The organism is Thiomicrorhabdus sp. Milos-T2, from assembly GCF_000702325.1.
Lineage (GTDB): Bacteria > Pseudomonadota > Gammaproteobacteria > Thiomicrospirales > Thiomicrospiraceae > Thiomicrorhabdus.
In genome coordinates this window covers 291530-314795 of record NZ_KL370892.1, presented here as the reverse complement: position 1 = coordinate 314795, position 23266 = coordinate 291530, and the positions used below count along the sequence as shown (strand labels likewise).

General features: G+C 38.1%; 20 protein-coding genes. 6 read left to right on the top strand and 14 right to left on the bottom strand.

Annotated features, from left to right (window positions below):
• Window positions 1-81 precede the first annotated feature (81 nt).
• Together BS34_RS0111545 and BS34_RS0111540 are read right to left on the bottom strand one after the other, a co-directional pair.
• Window positions 82-873 (bottom strand): DUF4197 domain-containing protein, encoded by a 792-nt coding sequence (locus BS34_RS0111545; protein WP_029408658.1) that lies wholly within the window; start codon window positions 871-873, stop codon window positions 82-84.
• A gap of 331 nt (window positions 874-1204) precedes the next feature.
• Window positions 1205-1732: a hypothetical protein gene (locus BS34_RS0111540; protein WP_029408657.1), complete on the bottom strand. Its 528-nt coding sequence runs from the start codon at window positions 1730-1732 to the stop codon at window positions 1205-1207.
• Window positions 1733-2211: 479 nt separating this feature from the next.
• On the opposite strand from BS34_RS0111540, the gene hemF reads away from it, so the two are divergent.
• The 3 genes from hemF to BS34_RS0111525 all read left to right on the top strand — a co-directional run bounded on the left by hemF (window position 2212) and on the right by BS34_RS0111525 (window position 5494).
• Window positions 2212-3168, top strand: a complete 957-nt coding sequence (hemF, locus tag BS34_RS0111535) for an oxygen-dependent coproporphyrinogen oxidase (protein WP_029408656.1) — start codon at window positions 2212-2214, stop codon at window positions 3166-3168.
• A gap of 4 nt (window positions 3169-3172) precedes the next feature.
• Window positions 3173-3541, top strand: coding sequence for an RNA-binding S4 domain-containing protein (locus tag BS34_RS0111530; protein ID WP_029408655.1), 369 nt, complete (start codon window positions 3173-3175; stop codon window positions 3539-3541).
• Between the two features lie 72 nt (window positions 3542-3613).
• The gene (locus tag BS34_RS0111525; RefSeq protein ID WP_029408654.1) at window positions 3614-5494 is read left to right on the top strand and encodes a TIGR00341 family protein; all 1881 of its coding nucleotides are present in this window, start codon (window positions 3614-3616) and stop codon (window positions 5492-5494) included.
• 72 nt (window positions 5495-5566) lie between these two features.
• Here BS34_RS0111525 and BS34_RS13020 read toward each other — a convergent pair whose 3' ends face one another.
• A complete protein-coding gene (locus BS34_RS13020; RefSeq protein ID WP_158661017.1) occupies window positions 5567-5719 on the bottom strand; it encodes a hypothetical protein in 153 nt (50 codons plus the stop codon).
• Between the two features lie 200 nt (window positions 5720-5919).
• Between BS34_RS13020 and BS34_RS0111515 the strand changes: the two genes are divergently transcribed.
• Window positions 5920-6099: a hypothetical protein gene (locus BS34_RS0111515; protein ID WP_029408653.1), complete on the top strand. Its 180-nt coding sequence runs from the start codon at window positions 5920-5922 to the stop codon at window positions 6097-6099.
• A 73-nt stretch (window positions 6100-6172) separates the two neighbouring features.
• Here BS34_RS0111515 and BS34_RS0111510 read toward each other — a convergent pair whose 3' ends face one another.
• From BS34_RS0111510 to BS34_RS0111450, 11 genes are all read right to left on the bottom strand, one after another.
• Window positions 6173-7417 carry a hypothetical protein gene (locus BS34_RS0111510; RefSeq protein ID WP_029408652.1) on the bottom strand — a complete coding sequence of 415 codons (1245 nt, stop codon included), beginning with the start codon at window positions 7415-7417 and terminating at the stop codon, window positions 6173-6175.
• A 401-nt stretch (window positions 7418-7818) separates the two neighbouring features.
• The gene (locus BS34_RS0111505) at window positions 7819-9009 is read right to left on the bottom strand and encodes a hypothetical protein (protein WP_029408651.1); all 1191 of its coding nucleotides are present in this window, start codon (window positions 9007-9009) and stop codon (window positions 7819-7821) included.
• Between the two features lie 97 nt (window positions 9010-9106).
• Window positions 9107-10384: a surface lipoprotein assembly modifier gene (locus BS34_RS0111500; RefSeq protein WP_029408650.1), complete on the bottom strand. Its 1278-nt coding sequence runs from the start codon at window positions 10382-10384 to the stop codon at window positions 9107-9109.
• A 253-nt stretch (window positions 10385-10637) separates the two neighbouring features.
• Window positions 10638-11585, bottom strand: a complete 948-nt coding sequence (locus BS34_RS0111495; RefSeq protein ID WP_029408649.1) for a phosphoribulokinase — start codon at window positions 11583-11585, stop codon at window positions 10638-10640.
• Between the two features lie 306 nt (window positions 11586-11891).
• Window positions 11892-14324 (bottom strand): DNA topoisomerase (ATP-hydrolyzing) subunit B, encoded by a 2433-nt coding sequence (gene gyrB, locus BS34_RS0111490; RefSeq protein WP_029408648.1) that lies wholly within the window; start codon window positions 14322-14324, stop codon window positions 11892-11894.
• 526 nt (window positions 14325-14850) lie between these two features.
• Complete coding sequence (locus BS34_RS0111480; protein WP_029408647.1) at window positions 14851-15216, bottom strand: DUF4870 family protein; 366 nt, start codon at window positions 15214-15216, stop codon at window positions 14851-14853.
• Between the two features lie 124 nt (window positions 15217-15340).
• Window positions 15341-16435, bottom strand: a complete 1095-nt coding sequence (recF, locus tag BS34_RS0111475; RefSeq protein ID WP_029408646.1) for a DNA replication/repair protein RecF — start codon at window positions 16433-16435, stop codon at window positions 15341-15343.
• Between the two features lies 1 nt (window position 16436).
• Window positions 16437-17330, bottom strand: coding sequence for a cation diffusion facilitator family transporter (locus BS34_RS0111470; protein ID WP_029408645.1), 894 nt, complete (start codon window positions 17328-17330; stop codon window positions 16437-16439).
• A gap of 424 nt (window positions 17331-17754) precedes the next feature.
• On the bottom strand, window positions 17755-18864 hold the full coding sequence (gene dnaN, locus BS34_RS0111465) for a DNA polymerase III subunit beta (protein ID WP_029408644.1): 1110 nt from the start codon (window positions 18862-18864) through the stop codon (window positions 17755-17757).
• 18 nt (window positions 18865-18882) lie between these two features.
• A complete protein-coding gene (gene dnaA, locus BS34_RS0111460; protein ID WP_029408643.1) occupies window positions 18883-20262 on the bottom strand; it encodes a chromosomal replication initiator protein DnaA in 1380 nt (459 codons plus the stop codon).
• Between the two features lie 355 nt (window positions 20263-20617).
• Window positions 20618-21424: a sulfite exporter TauE/SafE family protein gene (locus tag BS34_RS0111450; protein WP_029408642.1), complete on the bottom strand. Its 807-nt coding sequence runs from the start codon at window positions 21422-21424 to the stop codon at window positions 20618-20620.
• A gap of 291 nt (window positions 21425-21715) precedes the next feature.
• On the opposite strand from BS34_RS0111450, the gene BS34_RS0111445 reads away from it, so the two are divergent.
• The gene (locus BS34_RS0111445) at window positions 21716-22870 is read left to right on the top strand and encodes an IS4 family transposase (protein ID WP_051640592.1); all 1155 of its coding nucleotides are present in this window, start codon (window positions 21716-21718) and stop codon (window positions 22868-22870) included.
• 254 nt (window positions 22871-23124) lie between these two features.
• Window positions 23125-23259, top strand: coding sequence for a 50S ribosomal protein L34 (gene rpmH / locus BS34_RS0111440; RefSeq protein WP_029408641.1), 135 nt, complete (start codon window positions 23125-23127; stop codon window positions 23257-23259).
• The last annotated feature ends 7 nt before the right edge of the window (window positions 23260-23266 follow it).

Here is a 23266-nt window from a genome sequence, read left to right as displayed (position 1 = left end):
TTCAACAAAAATCAGGTGAATTTTAACCATTTTTACTTGTGCATACTCTCGTGCAAAGGTCTCAGCCGGTAAAAATTAAGACTATTTTCCAAAGACTTTTTTAAGTAATTCGGTAGATTGCTTAATGGGATCTTTGCGAATAGCGGTCTCTTCTTGAGCAATATAATAAAACATGCCGTTCATTCCTTCATCAACCACATGGTTTAGTAAATCGGCTTTAACATCAGGCACAAAAGGCATTTTTTTGTATTTACTAATCGCTTTATCGTAAGCCGTTATTGCCCCCACTTCATTGAGTGATTTTTCTACGATGGGTTCCATTTTGGTTTTTAGACTAGCAGACGTTTTGGATTTTAAGTACTGAGTTGCTGAATCTTTAGGGCCTTCGTAAATCTTTTTAACGTCATCAAAAGACATCTCTTTTATAGCATTCAAAAATAGTGCTTTGGCTTCAGGTGTAGCTGCTTCTGCAGCGCGATTTAATTTAGTTTCGACATCATCCATGTATTGACTCATACCGAACTGGCTGAGTGTAGATTGAACTGTTTTTAGAGAACTCGGTAGAGGAATATGGATTTTAGGGTCGGCATTAAAGCCATCCTTAACACTTAGTTTACTGACGACGGTTTCAGAACCTTTAGTTAATGCTTCTTTAAAGGCTTTTTGAATCTCTTCGCTTGAAAGATCTTTTGGCAGGCCTGGTACGCTGGTTGATTTACTTTCGGGTTTAGATTGACTTGCTTGGTAGCTTTTTAATAAATCGGCACCTTGATCTAGCCAACTTGCATGACTACTACAACTAAAAGCAAGCAGCGTAAAACTTAACGGTGCTGCTAATAAGGTAGTGGTAAAAGTGTGTTTTAAACTATGCATAATTAAACCCTTTATAATAAAACTTCTTGCTAATAAAACTTATTGAGACATTTGCACGAGATAGGTGCGAAAGAAAAATGAGGGAAAATTTGCCTGATTGCGGCGGAAAACGTAGGGAATAGCTAGCTATTCGCAAGTTTTTCAACAAAAATCGGGTGAATTTTAACCATTTTTACTCGTACATACTCTCGTGCAAAGGTCTCTTATTAACGAACTATAAAAATATAGAGAGCGTTGCACGAGCCCTATTTGTGCAAAGGTCTTTATATATAGTAAACCCGTAAACGGGAGAGTGTCTGAATCTAGTCTTTAGATTGTCTTAAGGTATCTTCTATAATTTACGGTAAATACTGTGCTCACCTTGCACGCGAAATTCATAATCTAATAAGCAGGCTTTATTGCCATTTATTTCGATATCTTTGGCATAAAGAACAATCCCTGTTTTATCTTTATAACGTTTGTAATCATAGTCTGGTAGGTTAAATTGAACTTTCCAGATATTTTTATCAACAGCTTTATCGCAGTTTTCAAAGGCAGTAATTTGTCCCTGTTTATGTAAAAAACATTTTTTTAGCGTTTGTATAAAAGTGTAATCAGTTTTAAAGCTTTGTCCTCGACTTCCAGAAATCTGGGTTAAAGCTACCTCGGTACTTGGCCCATCAATTCCCCCTGGATGTTTGTTTATAAAGTATTTCCAACTACCTGGGGTGGCGGTATTCTTTTGGATAAATTCATCACAATGAGTAATACCGAACTTATGAAAATCTTTTAGCATGGTTTGGGTGGACTTCCCAGCAAAAGCCTGTTGATTTAAAAGTAGTAAAACAATTAGAGGAAATAATCTGATAAAAGACTTCATTTTCTTAACACCTTATTAATAAGACTTTTGCTAGATTCGATGAATGATTAAAAAGGTTAATACTCCCTATGTTCATCGACTCTAACAAATGTCTTTGATATTTTTTTCCGTGAAATTAAACGTTAATTTGAGACCTTTGCACGAGATAGGTGCGAAAGAAAAATGAGGGAAAATTTGCCTGATTGCGGCGGAAAACGCAGGGAATAGCTAGCTATTCACAAGGTTTTCAACAAAAATCAGGTGAATTTTTACCCTCAAGGGGCACCTAGAACCATTTTTACTCGCGCATAGTCTCGTGCAAAGGTCTCAATTTACATTTTATTAATTCTACCAGGCCTGGTAAGTTTTTAGGTGTGTTTTGAATATTTTACTTAGTCAGCCACTTAAGTTATTAGATGCATGACATTAAGGACTTTGTGGCATGGTTTTCCAACTTAATTCAGACTAGAATAGGGTGACTTATTTTTAAAGGATCTACTATGTCATCGACTGTTGTTAATACCGAAGCCGTAAAAAACTACTTACTTAAATTACAAGATAATATCTGTTCTCAGCTTGCCGCAGAAGAAGGTTCTATGGACTTTATTATTGATGAGTGGGAGCGTGAGGGTGAAGAAGGCATAATGGGATTGACAGGCGGTGGCCGTACTCGAGTTATGGAAGATGGTACCGTGATTGAGAAAGGAGGGGTAAACTTTTCTCATGTTAAAGGTAAAAAATTACCCCCTTCTGCAACTGCTCATCGTCCAGAATTGGCAGGGCGTTCTTTTCAGGCTTTAGGTGTCTCTTTGGTGATTCATCCGCGCAACCCTTATGTACCTACTTCACATGCAAATATTCGCTTATTTGTAGCAGAAAAAGCCGGCGAAGAACCCGTTTGGTGGTTTGGCGGTGGTTTTGATTTAACACCTTATTACCCTTTTGATGAAGATGTGGTGCATTGGCATTTACAATCAAAAGCTGCGTGCGATCCATTTGGAGAAGAGATTTATCCAAAATATAAAACTTGGTGTGATGAGTATTTCTATTTAAAACATCGTGATGAAACTCGCGGGGTAGGTGGTTTGTTTTATGATGACTTAAACACAGAAACCTTTGGTTGGGATTTTGATAAGTGTTTTGAGTTTATGCAATCGGTTGGTAATCACTTTATTGAAGCCTATCGTCCAATTGTCGCACGTCGCAAAGACATGCAATACGGTGAACGTCAAAAGGATTTTCAGCTTTATCGCAGAGGCCGCTATGCCGAGTTTAATTTAGCTTTTGACCGAGGCACTATTTTTGGTTTACAAACAGGGGGGCGTACCGAATCAATTTTGATGTCTATGCCACCCGTCGTGACTTGGAAATATGACTATCAACCAGAAGCGGGTAGTGAAGAGTCAAATATTTATAACTACTTAACCCCCAAAGATTGGTTAGCTGAGTTAGCTTAAGTATATGGATAAGTTACGAGTAGATAAATGGCTTTGGGCTGCCCGCTTCTTTAAAACTCGAGGCGTGGCTTTAGAAGCCATTAAAGGCGGAAAGGTTGAGCTAAATGGTATTAAACCCAAACCAAGCAAAACCTTATCGGTTGGCGATAAACTAAAAATTACCCAAGTTCATCGTCAAGTTGAGGTTACCGTGCTTATTGTGAGTGATAAACGAGGTAATGCTGAACAAGCGATAACACTATATCAATTAGACAGTGAAGTCTTAAACCAAAGAAAACCAACTGCTGATATGGCATTGGTGGGGTACCGAGAAAAAGGTGCTGGCAGACCTACCAAACGTGATAGACGTAAAATTGATAATTTTTACGGTTAGTTTCTGCGGTTAATTTCTACGGTTAATTTCTACCTTGGTTTTAAGTGTTAATAATTTAATTTTGGAGGCTTTGTGGCTAACTACATAGTTTTGTATGACTCAAATTTAAGTGATGTTTTTGCAAAAGATGTTCAGCCACTTTTAGAAGCGCTTGATTGTGAGTATTTGGCTTTTAACCCGTCTTCCGAACCACAAATTTTAGAACAAAGAAAAGTCATTGTATGGTTGCCAGATGTTGATTTATATTCATTGTTACCACAAGCGGTAAACCAACAATGGCAAGTAGGCTTTTTGCCTCATCCAGAGATGACTCGGGCTTATCAATCTTTTAACATTCTTGCAGAGATAGAAGAGGCCATTGAAGACATTTCTTTAGCCGATGAAGCGAGTTTGGCAGACCTTTTATACTGTAATTCACAGTTAGTTTTAGGTTCTGTTACGGTGGGTAACCCGATTACCATGAAGCCAACCGCCAACTTAAATGAACCCTTTTGGTCTAAGTGGAGTCATTTTTTTTCATTAGCCTTTAATTTTAGCCAAATGCGTCTACAAGCATACACAATAGAAACCGCTAAACAGAGCTTAATACAAACCGCTTTATTAGGCATGACTATTGTTTATAAGCCTAATGCCAGTGATTTTACTCAACAAATTATAGAAAAGAGTTCTGTTCAAGAACCTAATCTCAATGCCGTGTTATTAGCGCCGAGAAGCATTACCGAGGTTTTACGTTTTCTCGTCACACAAATTCTGACTAAGCATAAACCAAGTAAAAGCCTACCAGATTATATTGGACACATTAAAACCGAAAAATTAACCGTTTCCAGTGAGTCAGAAATTGAATATCGTGTTGATGAATCAGAGTGTTCAGCAAAAAGCTTAGAGATAAACTTACAAAGAGATGCTTTACAAGTCTTAAGTCATTCAGCTGAAGACAAAGCTAACCCGAGTGAGCAAAAAGAATCTATCAGATTATCACGCATTCCAAAAGGCGAATCATCCGCTAAAGAATTATCTAACCGATCTTTACCTTGGATTCATCATGAAGATCCAGAAGAGCTTAAAGAAACCTTTATCACTCTAAAAGAAAACGCTCAACTGTCAGAGTCTTATTTAGTTTTAATGGTGCTCTCAACCTTATTAGCCACTGTGGGACTGTTTGCCAATTCTGCTCCAGTGATTATTGGAGCAATGATTTTAGCCCCGTTAATGGCACCTATTATTTCATTTTCAATGGGAATGTTAAGGCAGAATATTGAACTGCTCATTTTGAGTAGTAAAACGCTTTTAATCGGTATTTTCTTAGCGTTAACATTTGGTACCTTATTAAGTTTATTTACGCCTTTAAATGCCATCAATAGTGAAATAGGAGCACGCTTAAGTCCTACCTTATTAGATTTAGGCGTCGCGATTATTTCAGGTATTGCTGCGGCTTATGCTAATGCACGTTCTGAGGTAGCTAAAAGTTTAGCGGGTGTCGCGATTGCTGTCGCTTTAGTTCCCCCTTTAGCGGTTTCGGGGATTGGAATTGGCTGGTTAGATTGGCATGTCTTTTGGGGGGCATTTTTGCTGTTTATGACTAACCTATTTGGCATAGTATTAGCCGCCTCAGCCACTTTTTTAGTCATGGGCTTTAGCCCATTTAGGGTAGCCAAAAAAGGGATGTTAATTGCCCTAATTTTTGCGATTACTGTCAGTATTCCTTTAACGTTATCATTCAATAAAATGGTGATGAAACAAGACATCATTTCAACGATTAAAACCTGGAATGTTGTAGGTATGGAATTAAGAGATATTAAAATACGTGATGGTAAAACGATGGTGATATCGTTAGAAATTTTATCTAAAAACCGGGTTGAGAACCAACAGATAGATGAGTTGCAAAAACGCTTAGAAAACAGCTTAAATCAGCCTGTGCGTTTAGAAGCGAGAACCGCTATTTTGCGTGAGTAAGCATCATAAATAAAAAAACCTGCTTAAGAGCAGGGTTAGATTAGAGGTTGTAGATTATTTGTTTTAATACTACTATTTTCTTACGTTTCTAAACTCTTTTGGTGTATATCCTTTATCATTCATAAACACTCCTTTCGCTGACCCTTGAATGCCATTAAAGTTTCCAGAGACCTCAGCTTGCCCGATTAACTTACCAGCTTTAGGACCTGAAAATTGACCATTCACAGTTCCTGAAAGGTTTGTGATATTGTTTCTACCTATTCTTGCAGAGGTTACGGTTCCAGTGATGTTGTTGCCTGATATAGCACCATTTGCTGAAGCTTTTATATTGTATCCAGTACCTTTCCAAGTAGCTTGCTATGCACTTTCTTTGCTAGGTAAGAGATCTTACCAACCGTTACGCTCCTAGAAAATCGCTTAGTTAGATGGTTGAAGCGAGTGCATTCTTTACTGGTTCACCAAAAATAGATATTGATAGTAGTTTTAGCGGTACCTGTATAGGTGTTGCTGATGCATTAAAAGATGAAGAAACCAAATTAAAAGATGATGTTGCTGATTATGATTTCCTACCAAAGCTGCAAGCAGGGGTGATTTATCGTTTTTGATTATTGATGTTTGCATAAATAAAAACACCTCTAAATAGAGGTGTTTTTATATCGGACTACACTAAAGATTAGATTAATCGTAATAGTTTGTGTAGTCACCTGTTCGAGTTCCACTGAAAACAGTTTTGATGTTTTCTACGCTATTACCTTCAATACTTTGCAGGTTCAGATTACCTTGTCCTACAAGGTTTTGGGCTTCGCTACCAGTGAATTGTCCATTGATATAAGAACCGCTGACAACTTCTTTGCCGTTTGATAGACTACTAATTTGATTGGCACTGAACTTATTGCCATCGATTTTGCCGCTGGCAGAAACTGCATTGGCAATCTGTTCAGTACTCCAAGTTCCAGATGTAAAATTAACACCCATTTTACCCTCGAACCAGTTATTCGAAGGATACATAGAGTTAGTATATTGTCCATCGATATTATAGGTTAGTGTGCCTTGAAGGTTGCGCATGGCATCAATAGGGGTAGGTGCCCCGATTGGGCCATTCATATATTCAGTCGGCATCCGGTAATTATAGTTTTCTTGATCTTCATACATATGGATGTAAACAGAGCCGAAAGAGACCTCATCTTCTAAATGATATGTGCTGGTTGAGTCGTTACCACCAGTACCGTTCGGTTCAGATTCATACGAGTAACCACTAACATTAGTTAAATTGGCTGAACCTTGGTAATCATAAGAGTCCCCCCCTTCTTTTTCACGGCCTTTATACCCAGAAATATATTGAATAGTGTCACTACCTTCGGTTACACGCTCATAGTTGTAAGTTCCATTATTATAAGTATGACTGCTTGAATAAGTTGGGTCATATTCATTTTTATTAACTTCGTTCAATGCTACAGTGATGATTCTTCCATCTTCCAAAACAGCCTTTAGCTGCATTGATTCATTGACTTCATCATTGTCAAGATAAATTCTTGCAAGCATTTTTGACGTTTCTTCACTTTGTGCAGAAATCGTAGTTGTTTTTTGATTAAGGTTATCGCTATAATTTCTAAATGTCATTAATCCATAACCCATGAATTCAGCTTCCGGCATTTGAGATTCCGTTTGTGTGATGACATTAGCACCAAACTTACTGCTGTCAAACTGAGGGCTAAGGAGTGGTGAATTACCAGCGAATCCTGGTCCACCTGCAGCAGAAGGTTCTTGCTGTCCAAGAAAAGACCCAACATCACACCAGTTACCAAAACCTTTTACGGTATTTGAACTATCACAATCCACATTATTGATAGCATAAGCTGATTGACTAAATGCGGCAAAAAGTAAAACGGCCAGTGTTTTTTGCTTAAAATTTTGTAACATCATTTTGTATTCTCCAATTTAGTTTCAATCACAATTTTTTTGAAACTTAGTGATAACTTCCTCTTTCATCTATCAATATAACGCTATTAAAATAAATTAGTATTGTACTTAGGTACAGTATTTAGTCTTTTTATTTCATATAGTTAGTAAAAATTTTCTCAGTAGTAGCCTATTTACGATTGAAGGTACTCAATTTAGAACTACATAGAAATAACAAAAAGTTGCTGATATTAAGGTATTGTTTGGCAATGGCGAGTTTCAATTCTCGGTTGTATTTGGATATGAAAAACCCCCAGAGTTGGCATCCAACTTTTGGGGGCTATTTAAATCTGCAGTTTTTGTTATCTAGGTGTTTATTTTAAAACACAGATTATTAAATCGCTGATTTAAGTTAATAAAATATGTTAAAAATTTTCGTAATTAGGACCTGGAGTAGGTTTTAGGACTTTTTGAGCATTCTTTCCTCCTACAAAAGTTGCCTTGATGTTGACAGAAGGTATCATTGTTGGTGTTTCAGATACCGTAGGTGTTTGTAAAGAATTTGTTGTGATATCGGCTTCACCAGTTAACCCTTTAGCCTCAGGGCCAAGGAATTTACCATCAATGTATGAGCCAGCTTTAATATAGTTTTCGTTACCCATTAATGAAATTGATTCTGAGGTGAAAGTATTACCTGATATTGAGCCGTTAGCTGAAATAGGCGCATATTGATAACCAGATTCTAAACCATAAAAATCTACATTTGTCATATCCCATGTCCCATGGTTAAAGTCAACGTGTACGTCAGTCATAAAGCCACCAACAGCATTAATATCACCTGAAACACTTGCTACTCCAATCAGATTATAAGCGGCATAAGCCTTGATAGATTTTAAATTTGCCATATCAACAATTGGTGTTGGGCTACCTGCGACACCGACTCCAATTGATGAAATACGCTCTAATAATTGATTGTATGGACTTTGACGGCTTAAACCTTGGTATTCATCAGGTTGTAAATCGGCAATTCCAACTAAACCGATATAATCACCATCTTCATTATAAGTATATCGGCCTAAAGAAAGCCTGTCTGTAACTCCGGCAAATACATAGCGACTTTGATTTTCTTGGTTTATGTTACTGGTAGCCTTTACTGGAATTCCACGATAAGAGAAGGATTGTTTATAAAAATCTTGAGTTGAAACGGTAATGACTTCACCATTTTTCAAGGTTGCTTTTACACCTAGAACATCACTATTAGCTTCATCTACATTCATTTCTAGTTTAGCTAATACGCCTGCTCTTTGTTCTAAATCATAAAACAGGGCATAACCAGACCAGTTGTAATTATCTGTGTCTCCTGTTTGAGGTTGTCCGCCAAATTTATCTGAATCGAAGCTTGGCGATAAAATACCATCTCTTGATCCAAAAAGTGGTCCTCCAGCAGCAGTTGGTTCTTGTTGAGAAAGAAAGGATTCAATCCCACACCAAGCACCAAAACCTTTTAAGGTATCGGTACTATCACATATTGCATTATCTGCGGCATAAGCTGATTGACTAAATGCGGCAAAAAGTAAAACGGCCAATGTTTTTTGCTTAAAATTTTGTAAAATCATTTTAGTATTCTCCAATTTAGTTTTAGTAACTGTAATTTTGATACTATGAAATCCATTAAATGTTTAATTTATAGACATAAAATGATTAACTACATGATTAAAAACGTTTTGTCATTTCTAAGTTAGCATCAGTTCTTTCGTAATCATAAATATCTTGGTCTGAGTCATTATTGTATCGAGTAATTTTTCCGTTAAGAGTCCAGTCTTGTAAGATTCCATCGGTAAAATTGTGGGTTGCTCCAAGTGATCCCGTCGTTTGTCTATCATTTCTATCGGTACCCGAGACAGGTTCTACACCGTTGTAGTCTGTTACGGTTAAACCTAGTTCTCCGTAAACAAGTGTTGCTGGTGATACTGAGTAATAAAGGCCTGTATTTATGGCTTTACTAACATATTGTTTGTTGTCATCTCTAGCATCACTGCTTGCAATATTCACACCTACGCTACCCAGTAATTCGGGTTTAAATTGATGCTTCATTTCAGCTCCCACACCAATTCGAGTTCCTTCACGACTTTCGTTAGCACTGGTTAGGTAGTCTTGATCCGTAATTTCTGCGGTGAGAGTGTACTCAGAAGCACCGTCTATCATGGTGTAGTTACCGTTAATACCTTTAAATAAAGCTAAATCAGAGCTTCCCAGCATAACTTTATCTACTCGCAAGTTGATTCCTGCTCTCCAGTTAGTTTGTGAAATAAGACCAAGACCCGTTTGTAAAGTCAGCACATCCAAGTTGTAATCTCCAAGATCTTGGTAGGCCTTGCGTGAAATATCTGCAGTGGTATTCCAGTTCATTTGTACTGGACGAGACCCAATGCCAACCGTTCCGGGTATACGATAAGAGTGGGTAACTTGGGCGTGAATCGTTCCGTAATTGTCTTCTTGCGCAACCGAATTGGAATTTAATGTAAACTGAATTCCGTTAATAGTAACGAGGTTATCAGCTGGGCTGGCGTTTACGTTAGTGTCTTTACCAATACCAATACCTATTGACCCTTCGAATGTACTTCGGTTTTCATCTGTTGCTGCTTCTGTATCTTCAACCTGCGATAAGAAAATTTGAATCGTTTCTTTTACCGAGTCTGGTGTCTTTGGGTCATCTAATACAGCTTTTGCATTGGCTTTTGCATCACTAAATAAAGACGCACGAAAATAGGCTACAGCGAGTTCTAGCTGTGGACGTTTGTATTGTGGCTGTGTAGCAATTAATTTTTCGAGCATTTCAATAGAGGCAAACACGTCACCACTATCGCGTATTTTTACAGCTTCTAAGAACTCTTTATTGAACAAATCATAGTCTGTTTGTTCTACCGCAAACGATGAGTTTGCAATGACAAGTGCAATTGAGCCTGCAATAAGAGATTTTGAAAGTTTCATTATAACTTTTACCTTTTATGAGCTTGTTTTTATTACATTGGTTTTATCAAGGACTTACTTTTAATTTAATATTACCACTTTACTACTATGGTATTAATTAAAAATACTTATAGTATATATTTATTTAATCTATAAAGTCTTGTTATAAATAAGTTTTTTTATTAGGTATTTGTGTATTCTATTTTCACTAGGCATAAAAAAACCCCGCATAATACAAGATTAATGCGGGGTTTTTGGTAAAGCGGGTTAAGGACTATTTAAGGTTTAGTCTAGCCATAGCTTCACGTTTTTTAGCAATTAGGTTTTGAATGATTGGAGTCATCATTAAATCCATTGCTTGAACCATGTGAGAACCGTTACAAACTAATGTTTCGGCATTCTGTAGGAATGCTCCATCAATTTGATTTTTAATGGCTTCTAGGTCAACGTCTTGGTGGCGAACGTGACAGATGATTAAAGAATCTTCTGGTGCAGGCCCCATTGGAGCATCTTCTGACATGGTTGAGAATGGATCAGACGTATCAATTAACGGTACACGGTGAAAGTTAATGTGTGTACGGTGGAACTGAGGAACGATTGTCTCGATGTAGTCAGGCATACGTTCAAGAATGGTATCACGCACTTGATCAACAGAATATGGACGCTCAGAAGTATCACGGAAAATTTTCTGCATCCACTCGATGTTGATAGATGGTGCTACACCAATACCTAAATCAACATACTGTGCTACGTTGTGCATGCCTTCTTCTGGACCGTGATCCATACGCTTAACCATTCCGTGAAGACCTTCATAGAAAAGTACATCCGTACCTTCAGGGATTGGCTCCCAAGGTGTAAACTCACCAGATTGGTAGTTTGTTCCACCTAAACGTGCATTATGCTCAGTAGCTTCGTCATCGCTGTGAATGTAGTAACGACGTTTACCCGTAGCAGTTTCTTTATATTCTTTGAATAATGCTTCTAATTCAGAAAACTCGTTTGCCGCTTCTGCAAAGTGAGTAAGTGTTGGACCACCGTTGGCTTTTGATTCAGCTACTTTTTCTTTCATTTCAGCACGGCTGAATTTGTGGTAGCTATCACCTTCAACGATGGCTACGTTTAGGTTTTCACGATCAAAGATTTTTTCTACAGCGCGTTTAACAAATGAAGTACCTGCACCAGATGAACCAGTAACAGTAACGATAGGGTGTTGAACTGACATAAACTGTCTCCTAAATTAATATAGTTACCAGGCCTGGTAACTGTGTGTTTTCTTTATAAATTTTTTATAGCTTTAGACTTGTGAGGCATATTAGAAACTAAATGCCCACATTTTTCAAAATTAAATGCGTTTTAAAAGCGCTTTGAGACCTTTGCACGAGATAGGTGCGAAAGAAAAATGAGGAAAAATTTACCTTATTGCGGCGGAAAATGCAGGGAATAGCTAGCTATTCGCAAGTTTTTCAACAAAAATGAGGTGAATTTTAACCATTTTTACTCGTACATACTCTCGTGCAAAGGTCTCACTTTATACGTCTAAGTTTTCTACTTGTAATGCGTTTGATTCGATAAAATCGCGACGTGGCTCTACTTCGTCACCCATTAGAGTAGTAAAGACTTGGTCTGCTAGCATCGCATCACGAACCGTGACTTGAAGTAAACGACGCGCTTCAGCATTCATGGTTGTTTCCCAAAGTTGTTCTGGATTCATTTCACCCAAACCTTTGTATCGTTGAATGTTTTGTCCACGTTTTGCTTCATTAAACAACCAGTCGATTGCTTCATTAAAAGTGGTAACTGACTGTTTCTTTTCACCACGTTTAATATAAGCACTACTAGAGAGAAGGCCTTGTAGTGATTTACCAAGATCTACGATTTGTGCGTAATCTTTAGAGGCAAAGAAATCAGCATCAAATACTTGCATACTTAATGTTCCATGCTCACGTTGTTGTAAACGCAATTGGAACTTGCCTTTACTGTCTAATTCCGTGGCTGGCTCTGCAGTTAGATTGTAATCTACTTTATTGATTTCACCATTGGCTTTAAGTGCCGGCAGTATTCCAGTAATCCAGTTTTCTAGTGCATTTAAATCATTTAATGTATCTAGATTAATTTCTGGACTATCTATCAGCATATTTAACAAAACGGAGTTGTAACGACGGCCTAAACGATCAATCGTGTGCTTAGTTTTAAAGTAGTTTTTAGAAAGAGCTTCTAAAGCTACACCAGAAATGCTTGGTGCACCTTCTTCAGTTACTAATTCAGCACTATCAATTGCATTTTGTAGTAGATAACTCTCTAGTTCGCCATCGTCTTTTAAGTAAGTTTCTTGCTTGCCTTTTTTAACTTTATAAAGCGGTGGTTGAGCAATATAAATATAGCCTTTTTCCACTAATTCTGGGTATTGACGATAGAAGAAAGTGAGCAATAAAGTACGGATGTGTGAACCATCCACGTCGGCATCCGTCATGATAATGATGCGGTGATAACGTAGTTTTTCAATATTGTACTCATCGTGCCCAATACCACAGCCTAATGCGGTAATTAAGGTGCCTACTTCGGCAGAAGAGAGCATTTTGTCAAAACGAGCTTTTTCGACGTTTAGAATTTTACCTTTTAGCGGTAAAATGGCTTGGGTACGGCGGTCACGTCCTTGTTTGGCTGAACCTCCAGCGGAGTCACCCTCCACCAAGTAAAGTTCTGATAAAGCAGGGTCTTTTTCTTGGCAATCTGCTAATTTACCTGGTAAACCAGCAATATCTAAAGCCCCTTTACGACGAGTCATTTCACGTGCTTTTCGAGCCGCTTCACGAGCGCGTGCCGCATCTACAATTTTGGCAAATACAGACTGAGAATCTTTAGGGTTTTCTAATAAAAATTCGGCTAGTTTTTCGTTCATTGCGGTTTCAACAGCAGATTTTACTTCTGATGAAACTAGCTTATCTTTTGTTTGAGATGAGAATTTAGGGTCAGGCACTTTTACTGAAATAACGGCCGCTAAACCTTCACGTGCATCATCACCAGAAATATTCATTTTGTATTTCTTATTTAAACCTTCTGATTCCGCATAACTATTTAAAGTACGGGTTAATGAGGCTCTAAAACCAGATAAGTGAGTACCCCCATCACGCTGAGGAATATTGTTGGTAAAACAGAAAATTGACTCTTGGTAAGCCTCAGACCACTGCATGGCCACTTCAACGGTAATATCGTCTTTAACGGTGCTAAAGTAGAAGGCATTTTCGTGAATAACCGGTTTATTGGTATTGATATAGTCAACAAAGGCTTTAATACCGCCCTCAAATTGAAACACCTCGTGACGGTCATCACGTTTATCTACTAACTCAATGTGTACACCAGAGTTTAAGAAAGAGAGCTCTCTTAAACGCTTTAATAAGTAATCAAAATTAAAATCAGTGACATTGGTAAATGTCTCTGTGCTGGGTAAAAAACGAATTTCAGTTCCGGTTTCTGTCGTTTCTCCAACAGAAGCCATTGGTGCATCTGGTACACCGTGAGTATAAGATTGTTTCCAAATATGACCTTCACGCTTGATGATTAAATCAAGTTTAGAAGATAGGGCATTTACAACTGAAACACCTACCCCGTGAAGACCACCAGAGACTTTATAGGAGTTATCATCAAACTTACCACCCGCGTGGAGTACGGTCATAATAACTTCAGCTGCTGACACCCCCTCTTCTTCATGTATACCAACAGGAATACCACGACCATTATCGGTAACAGAGACAGAACCGTCTGTATGGATAGTGACAACGACCTTGTCACAATGGCCAGCTAAGGCTTCATCGATACCGTTATCGACAACTTCAAATACCATGTGGTGGAGTCCAGTACCATCATCGGTATCACCAATGTACATTCCAGGACGTTTGCGGACTGCATCAAGGCCTTTTAATACCTTGATGGAGGAGGAATCGTATTGTGTTTCTTCAGACATAAAACTCGATTTCTTTTATGGAGGTTTTGGGTCTATTTCAACTCAAAATCTCGGGTTGTTTTAATCACTAAAATAGTTGCAAAATTATACCATAAAACAGGACGAATTAAATGGCCTTAATTAGTGGTATATTTATCTTTAAAATCAATAGGTTATCTGATTAAATTTGGCATAAGTTTTTTTTGGGATATGTGGTAAGAATTTTAGACGGGTGCAATCGCTGAACAATTACTTTAAAACGATGAATTTTTAGGTAAAAAGATTTGGCTGTAAATGAGATTTTATTTATTTAGAGACCTTTGCACGAGATAGGTGCGTAAGAAAAATGAGGGAAAATTTGCCTGATTGCGGCGGAAAACGCAGGGAATAGCTAGCTATTCGCAAGTTTTTCAACAAAAATCAGGTGAATTTTAACCATTTTTATTCGTGCATACTCTCGTGCAACGGTCTCATTTAAAGTGAGAAATAGAGGCGACATTTTTAGCCTCTATTTTATGTAAAACTGAATGGTAGTTTTATAAATTGACTAACCAAACATCCAGCTAGTTGGATCAGGCATTGGCTCTTGTTTACCAAGGTATTTAAAGCCTTTAACACAACGAACAATAATCCAAATAGCGTAGAACAGAAGAATTAACCATCCAATAAAAACAGCCGTTAATAGAACACCTACGACGGCATACAATAGCCCAATCCAAAATGTACGAATTTGGAACTGGTAATGAGATTCTAAGAAATTACCCTCACCTTTATTAACATAAGCCATGATGACTCCAATAAGGCCTGTAAAAGGCAAAATAAAGTTTGCTAGATAAAGCACATAAATAATGGTGGGAATGGTTGTACTTATTTCGGCTTTATTTTCTTGAATGGGTTCAATTTGGTCTGACATATTTATCCTTGTTTGTATTCTCTTATAAATTGTAGCAGGCTTAGTTTAGCAAGAATAATAAATATACCTTATAGAAAATAAGTGAATATAAACAAGTAAAATTTATTACCAGGCCTGGTCGTAGTTACTTTGATACGATATTGCCAGAATTAATTGACCAGGCCTGGTAAGTTTCAGGATTAAGCACAGGAATTAACTCTTCAGCAGTAGTGGTAATAATATGTTGAATATTGAGTATTTGTAATAGCTCTAATAGTTTAGTGCGGTGGGTTTCATCAAGTTCAGCAGGCAAGTCATCAATTAACATAATTACCGGTTCATTGACGACTTTTTCATGAAGGCTGGCTTGCGCTAGTAGCAATGCACAGACAAACAGTTTTTGTTGTCCTCGCGATAGTATATTCATCGCTTCTTGGTTATTAAATTTAAACCGAATATCAGCGCGATGCGCACCATATTGAGTGTGGCCAAGCTGTTGCTCTTTGGCAAAGCTTTGTTGATAAAGTTCAAGTAGGCTTTCAGCGGTTTTAGGCCAACCGGCACGGTATTGGCAAACGACATCGGTTTCTATTTCTGGCATTAAGGCTTGGCAAAATGTGACTAGGTAAGGAGTTAGCTCATCTAAATAGTTTTGGCGTATTTCATCTATTTGTAGCGCATTTTCAACTAGAGTTTGATCCCAAAGCTGAACTTGTTCTTTTGGTAGGCGCTTTTTTAGTGAATAGTTACGTTGTTTTAAAGCGCGCTGATAATTTCGCCATAACGGCATAAATTCTGCCGTTTGATGAAAACAGCCCCAATCCATAAACTGACGACGAGCTTTAGGACCCTCTTCTAAAAGCTTGTGGCTTTCTGGAGTAAGCAGCTGTATGGGTAAAAGTTTGGCAATGGGCCCTTGTGATTTAAGGGTTTCGCCATCAAGTCTTAGTAGGGTATTGTCTAAGGTCTTTTGTACTCCAATTTTATGACTATCTTTGTCATTATGATTGGATATCGTTTCACAAAAAAGGGTTGCTGACGGAGTGTTATGCTGAATTAAGTGATGTGATTTTTGAGAGCGAAATGAACGCCCAGTCGCCAGCAACCAAATGGCCTCAATAATCGCCGTTTTACCGGCCGCATTATTACCAATAATTAAATTCAATCCAGCACTCAACTCAAGCTGTGCGCAAGAACAGTTACGAAAGTTTTGAATACTTAACGTCGTTAATTGCGTCACGCTACTCTTTACCCCAGCTATGGTGTGAAGGGTCATATTTTAAACTAGCGGGTTCTTGGTGAATCATGACATCTAAATCAGTAAAACGTTGCTTAAGTTTTTGGGTAACATTTTCGGTGATGTTATGGCTTTCAAGCAGGCTTTGATTATCATCTAGCTCTAAATCAAATTGTACAAATCTATTTGGGCCAGATTGGTAACTGCGCAGGTCGTTCATACCCAAAACGCCTTCAGTAGATAAAGTAATCTGTTGAATTTCCTCACGCATCTCTTGAGGTAGTTCATGAGCAAGTATTTGATTGCCAGCCTCGATTGCTATACGAACGGCGGAGTAAAAAATCCATGCGGCGATGGCAAAACCCAGTATGGGGTCAAGCCATTGAATGGCACTAAACCATAGCGTGATGATGACTAGAATATTGGCTAAAACATCAGATAGATAATGTAATGAATCGGCTTTGATTGCAGAGGATTGGGTTTTAAGGATGACATAACGCTGAAAACTGATTAACCCTAAGGTAACCATTAACGAGATAATCATAACGTTAAAGCCTAAATCAGCAGATTGGATTGCCTGAGGGTGCATATATCTTTCAATTGAAAAAACAATGAGATAAATTGCCGAACCAGAAATAAACACGCTTTGAGCTAAAGCGGCCAAAGGTTCTGCATTGCCATGCCCAAAACGGTGTTCTTTATCTGCTGGGGTTTGGGCAATTTGTACGGCAATCACAATCATAATGGAAGCAGCAATATCAATCGCAGAATCAAGCAGTGTAGCTAAAATACTCACTGAACCGGTAAACCACCAAGCATAAAGTTTGAGCAATAATAATGAAGTGGCAATTAAAACAGAAGCATAAGTGGCAATTCTAACAAGGCGAGCTTTATTCATAAAATATCTGCATGAGTGTAAAGAAAACTAAACTTTAAGGCTGTTTGTATTCAAAAGGTAAAAAAGAGAAGTTTATTAAGGTGAGACCTTTGCACGAGTCGATGAATGTTTAAAAAAGGCCATAATCCTCTATCTTTAACCTAAAAAATCCGCCCAATAGCTCGCTATTATGCGTATTTTTTAGGCTAAATCTAAAGAATTCTTTCACTTTTTTCTTACATCCCCGACTCGTGCAAAGGTCTCAAGGTAAGTGGTTAGTGCGTAATAAAAAATATTGAATTGAATTCTGACACTTTTTATTAGATTGGATTTAATTCGTCCAGAAAGTGAGTCTATTCAAGGCAGAAAAAAGCGAGTGTACAAATTGTACATGATCGTTTTCTAACGCAGAAGAGGCTTACTTTCTGGACGAATTAACCCAATACTAAAGGCGCATTGGCATAATGACATGCTGACAATGACAGGTGTCAGTCGTGGTTTCAATCAAACAACTACTATTGGCATCTTTCATTAACATGGTGACGCAATCTTCATGCATTGAGTTGAGTACATCTAATATGTAGTTAACGTTAAAGCCGACTTCCATCTCTGTGCCTTGATAGTCAATTGCCATATCTTCATGTGACTCATCCTGTTCACTATTAGAGGCATTAACTGCAAGTAAGTTGTTGCTTAATACTAAGCGAATGCCCTTAAATTTATCATTAGACAGGATAGACGCTCGTTGTAATAAGCTTCTAAGCAGTTCACGGTCTGTTTGTACTAACTGATCATTGTGTTGAGGAATAACACGGCGATAATCAGGGAAACGTCCATCTACTAATTTACAGGTAAAAACGGTTTCTTCAAATTGTACAGTTAAGTAGTTTTTAGCAAGAGAGAATTCAATTAAGGTATCGTCATCGCCAATGAGTTTAGAGAGTTCTAAAACCCCTTTTCTTGGCAAAATGGCTTGAGTTGGCGTTAGGCCTTCAATGGCCAGTTCCGTTGAACAGGTCGATAAACGGTGACCATCTGTAGCAACCACACGTAAAGATTGGTTATTAATGTCAAACAGCATACCGTTTAGGTAAAAACGCACATCTTGGCTTGCCATGGCAAAACTTGAATGATGAATTAATTGTTTTAATTGGTGTTGTGACATCGCAAAAGACATATCAGATTGTGAAAGGTCAATAGTTGGGAAATCTTCAGCAGGCAGGGTAGAGAGTTTAAAACGAGAACGACCCGCTGAAAGTGTACAGCGTGATTCGTCAAAATCTAGCACAATGGTTAAACCATCTGGTAACGAACGCACAATATTGATTAGCTTCATGGCTGGTAATGTAATGGCAAATTGATTGACTTCACAAGATTCCAACTCGGTTTGTGCGCGAGTTTCAATTTCTAAGTCAGAGGCAGTTACCGTTAAGGTGTTCTCTGAAACTTGAAATAAAATATTGCCCAAAATAGGCATGGTCTGACGTTTTTCAACCACGCCACCTACAGTTTGCAAAACTTTTAAAAGATTTTCACGAGTTAAAGTGATTTTCATGCCAAGTGCCCTTAATTGCTAGTTGGTAATGATACGAATTAAACTATTAAAATCTTCATCAATATGATGATCTGTCTCACGCAACTCTTTAACTTTACGAACTGCGTGTAATACGGTTGTATGGTCTCTGCCACCAAAAGCATCGCCAATCTCGGGTAAGCTGTGATTGGTTAGCTCTTTTGCAATCCCCATAGCAATTTGTCTTGGGCGTGCCACATTACGCGAGCGACGCTTTGATAATATATCTGCCACTCGGATTTTATAATAATCAGCTACCGTTTTCTGAATGTTTTCTAACGTAACCATTTTTTGTTGTAAAGCCAACAAATCTTTAAGGGCTTCTTTAACGACTTCTACGGTTAACGCTTGTTGTGTAAATTGAGCATAAGCACCGACACGTTTTAATGCACCTTCTAAATCACGTACATTTCCACGTAGACGTTTAGCAATAAAGAAAGCCACATCGTCGGGTAATACAATGCCAAATTCAGAGGCTTTTTTCAGCAAAATCGCAACACGCATTTCAAATTCTGGTGGTTCAACCGCAATGGTTAACCCCCAACCAAAACGTGATTTTAAACGATCTTCAAGGCCATCAACTTCTTTAGGGAAGCGGTCACTGGTTAAGATAACCTGTTTATTGCCCTCTAATAAAGTATTAAAAGTATGAAAGAATTCTTCTTGAGATTGATCTTTATTGGCAAAAAATTGAATGTCATCAATTAATAAAGCATCTAAAGATCGATAGAAACGTTTGAATTCGTCAATTTTATTATGACGCAGTGCGTTAACCATATCAGCAACAAAACGCTCAGAGTGAAGATAAACCACTCGTGCATTAGGTTTGTCTTTCATTAGCTGATTACCAATGGCGTGCATTAGGTGAGTTTTACCTAATCCTACACCGCCATAAATAAAGAAAGGGTTGTAACTGCCACCCGGGTTTTCTGCCACCTGACGTGCAGCTGCAGCCGCAAGTTGGTTGGCTTTACCCTCAACAAAAGTTTCAAAGGTAAAACTGGTATTTAAATTATGTTTAATTCCAGATTTATTGGTAGAGGCGCTATCTCTTTTAGCTTCTGGTTTGGAGGTTTCTTTAGATTTGGTTTGTAAAGGTTGTGGAACAGTAGGTTCTGGCTCTTCTATAGCTTCTAAAGCATAGTCTCCAATTTCTAGCTGTACATCGGGTGTATTGGTAGGTGCAGCAATGGCAACGGCTTGTCGAATGTTGTCCATTAGCTTTTTATTGACCCAATCCAAAATAAAAGTGGAAGGGGCTAATAAACGAATAACCGATTCTTCTTCAATCGCTTGCAGTGGACGAATCCAAGTGTGAAATTGCTGGTCGTTTAGGTCGTTTTCTAAGTGTTTAAGACTTTGGGTCCAAAGTGATGACAAAGTTGTATCCTCAAAAGAATCTAGTGAAAACCATTAAGGCCAAGTTTGCACTTTTGGCTGATTTTCAAACACCGACTTTTACCCATAACGACTCTGCTACTGATAGAAAAATGCGGCTTCTTATATTATTAATTATTATTTTTTAATGTATTTTGAAGTGCTGTGTAGGCTGTTTTGAATGGTTATGAACAGCAGTTTTTATTGTATTTTTAAGCACTGCAAATAGTATACCTGTGAATAACTTTAAAACAAGGTTTTTTTCTGTGGATAACTCTGGGTATAAAGCATGTGGATAACTCACTTTATACACCGGTTAACTTATTGATAATATTAGTTATTCTACGGTTATTAAGAGTTAGCTAAAAAATAACATTTTTATAGCTAAAATAATCAAGAAAATGCCAAAACCACGTTTTAGGGTTTTAACAGGCAGTTGGTGAGCCCATTTTGCGCCAATGGGGGCGGTAAAGTAGCTGGCAATCACAATACCTAAAAAGGCAGGCCAGTAAATATAACCTGTTGCCATGGCAGGTAAGTGAGTTGCATCTAATCCTGCAATTAAATATCCAATGGTACCGGCGATAGCAACGGGAATACTTACCGCGGTAGAGGTAGCAATAGCTTGGTGCATAGTAAGGTTATTCCAAACTAAGTAAGGTGTGGTTAAGGTGCCGCCACCAATTCCTACTAAAGAAGATAAGCTTCCAATAATGGTACCAGCGCTGGTATTACCTACCAGGCCTGGTAGTTGTCTATGAGGGCTAGGCTTTAAATCTAACAACATGTTTAGAGCAATAAGCAGTTCTAATATGCCAAAGATTTGTCCCAGTCGGTTTGAGGAAATAAATTGTGAACTCCAGCCACCAATAAACGCCCCTAATAATACGCCAGCGGCGAGTAGCTTGAACGCATCCCAGCGAACAGCACCATGTGAGTGGTGAGCTCTTGCCGAAGCAAAAGAGGTCACAACAATGGTTGCTAAAGAGGTACCAATTGCTAAATGCACGACATCGGGGATATCAATAAAATACAAAAATACCGTGCTTAAAACCGGAACAAGTAATAACCCTCCACCAATTCCAAGTAGGCCAGCGGCTACGCCAACAATGGCTCCGGTAATCACATAGATAAGGATTTCTAGTAAAAAGGTAGTTTCAAGCATGAGTAATTTCAATTTATTTTGTGAAAATAGAACTTAAGTATAAATTAAGTCATACTCAAAATAATGAAATACTTTATTGAGATAGTCTTTAATTGCGATTATTGCCTGCGTAAAGCTAGTAGTCAATTTTAATTACCAGTATATCTTTGTAGCGATAAGCTAAAATATAATGACCAGGCCTGGCACTAGTGTCCGGAATAAATATTAAAAGCCTTGACAAAAAAGCCGTAACTCCTAGGATAGAAGTATTTCCACCACGAAATAGACTTCAAAAACAATGAGATTACGGCTATGTTTAACTCTACCCGATTTGCCCAATTTTTAAAACCCATTCGTACCACTTTTCAATCACTTGTTCATCAATATCAAACCGATAAACACGCCAAAGGGTTTAGTAGCTGGAATCAATTAGTCGCGATGATGTACGCACAACTTAGTGGCACTAAATCATTACGCCAGTTGGTTGAAGGGTTTAACGCCCAATCCTCTCACCACTACCACTTAGGCGTAAAAGAGCTGAAACGCAGCACATTATCTGAAGCAAACCGTAAACGCTCTGCTGATGTCTACCAAGCACTTTGCCAACAACTCATGGCTGGTGTGAATCGACAATTACGAAAAGAACTCCACGCTTTTACCTATCTAATAGACTCTTCTCCAATTCAACTGCTCGGTAAAGGTTTTGACTGGGCAGTACAAGGTTCTCGAGTCACAGGCTTTAAGCTGCATATGCAACTAGAACTATCCAACCAAGTCCCTGTTTGTTTTGAAATCACACAGGCCAATATTCCTGATATTACTCAAGCACGAGAGTGGAATTTAGAACCAGGTTCAACCTATGTGATGGATAAAGGGTACTTAGACTACCTCTGGTGGAAAAAGCTCAATGACCAAAAAATCAAGCTGGTCTGTCGTTTGAAAAAAAGAGCGGCAATTACCGTCATACAATCCTACGAACTCGATGAAAAAGCCCCTCATATTCTTGAAGACCAATGCATTGAGTTTAGTGGTTCAAGCCAGAAAAAACGTCTTGGTCAATTCCAGATGCGCCGTGTTGTTGTCAAACGTGACGATAATAAAGGTGAATTGGTATTGATTACCAATGACTTCGAGCGTTCAGCTCAAGAGATTGCCCATCTATACAAGCAACGCTGGCAAATTGAATTATTTTTTAAATGGATTAAACAACACCTCAAAATCAAAAGCTTCATTGGCCAAAACAGTAATGCTGTTCGTATCCAAGTGCTATCAGCCCTTATTGTGTATCTATTGATTAAGCTTGAACAGATGAAAAATAAGTCAGCAGAACCGTTGAGAGTAACGTTTTGGCGGCTTGCTCATGGGTTGTTTGAAAGACCTATTCAGCAGAGTGAATACTTTAGGCGAAAACAACAACGGGAAGAGTTTAAGAAATACCAACTTCCGCTATGGGAGGCTGGTATATGAATTGTGGTACTGAAATATTATTCCGGACACTAGTGCCAGGCCTGGTAGTATTGTTTTTTAAAGAAAAATAGAACAACTTAGTTCTATACACAATTTGTAGTACTCGTTAAATTTTATACCACTAGGTATACACTTTTTAGAATTGAATTTAAAATAAGTCTAATATTTATTGGCAGAATTGTTGTTTTCTTGTTGATAACTCTATATAATTCCCGTTTTTCCGAGTTCGGAATAGAAATTTTAAGGACAGTGACATGAAACGTACATTTCAACCAAGCGTAATCAAGCGTGCACGTACTCACGGTTTCCGTGCTCGTATGGCGACTAAAAACGGGCGTAAAATTATCGCTGCCCGTCGTGCTAAAGGACGTAATCGTTTAACACCATAGTATTGTG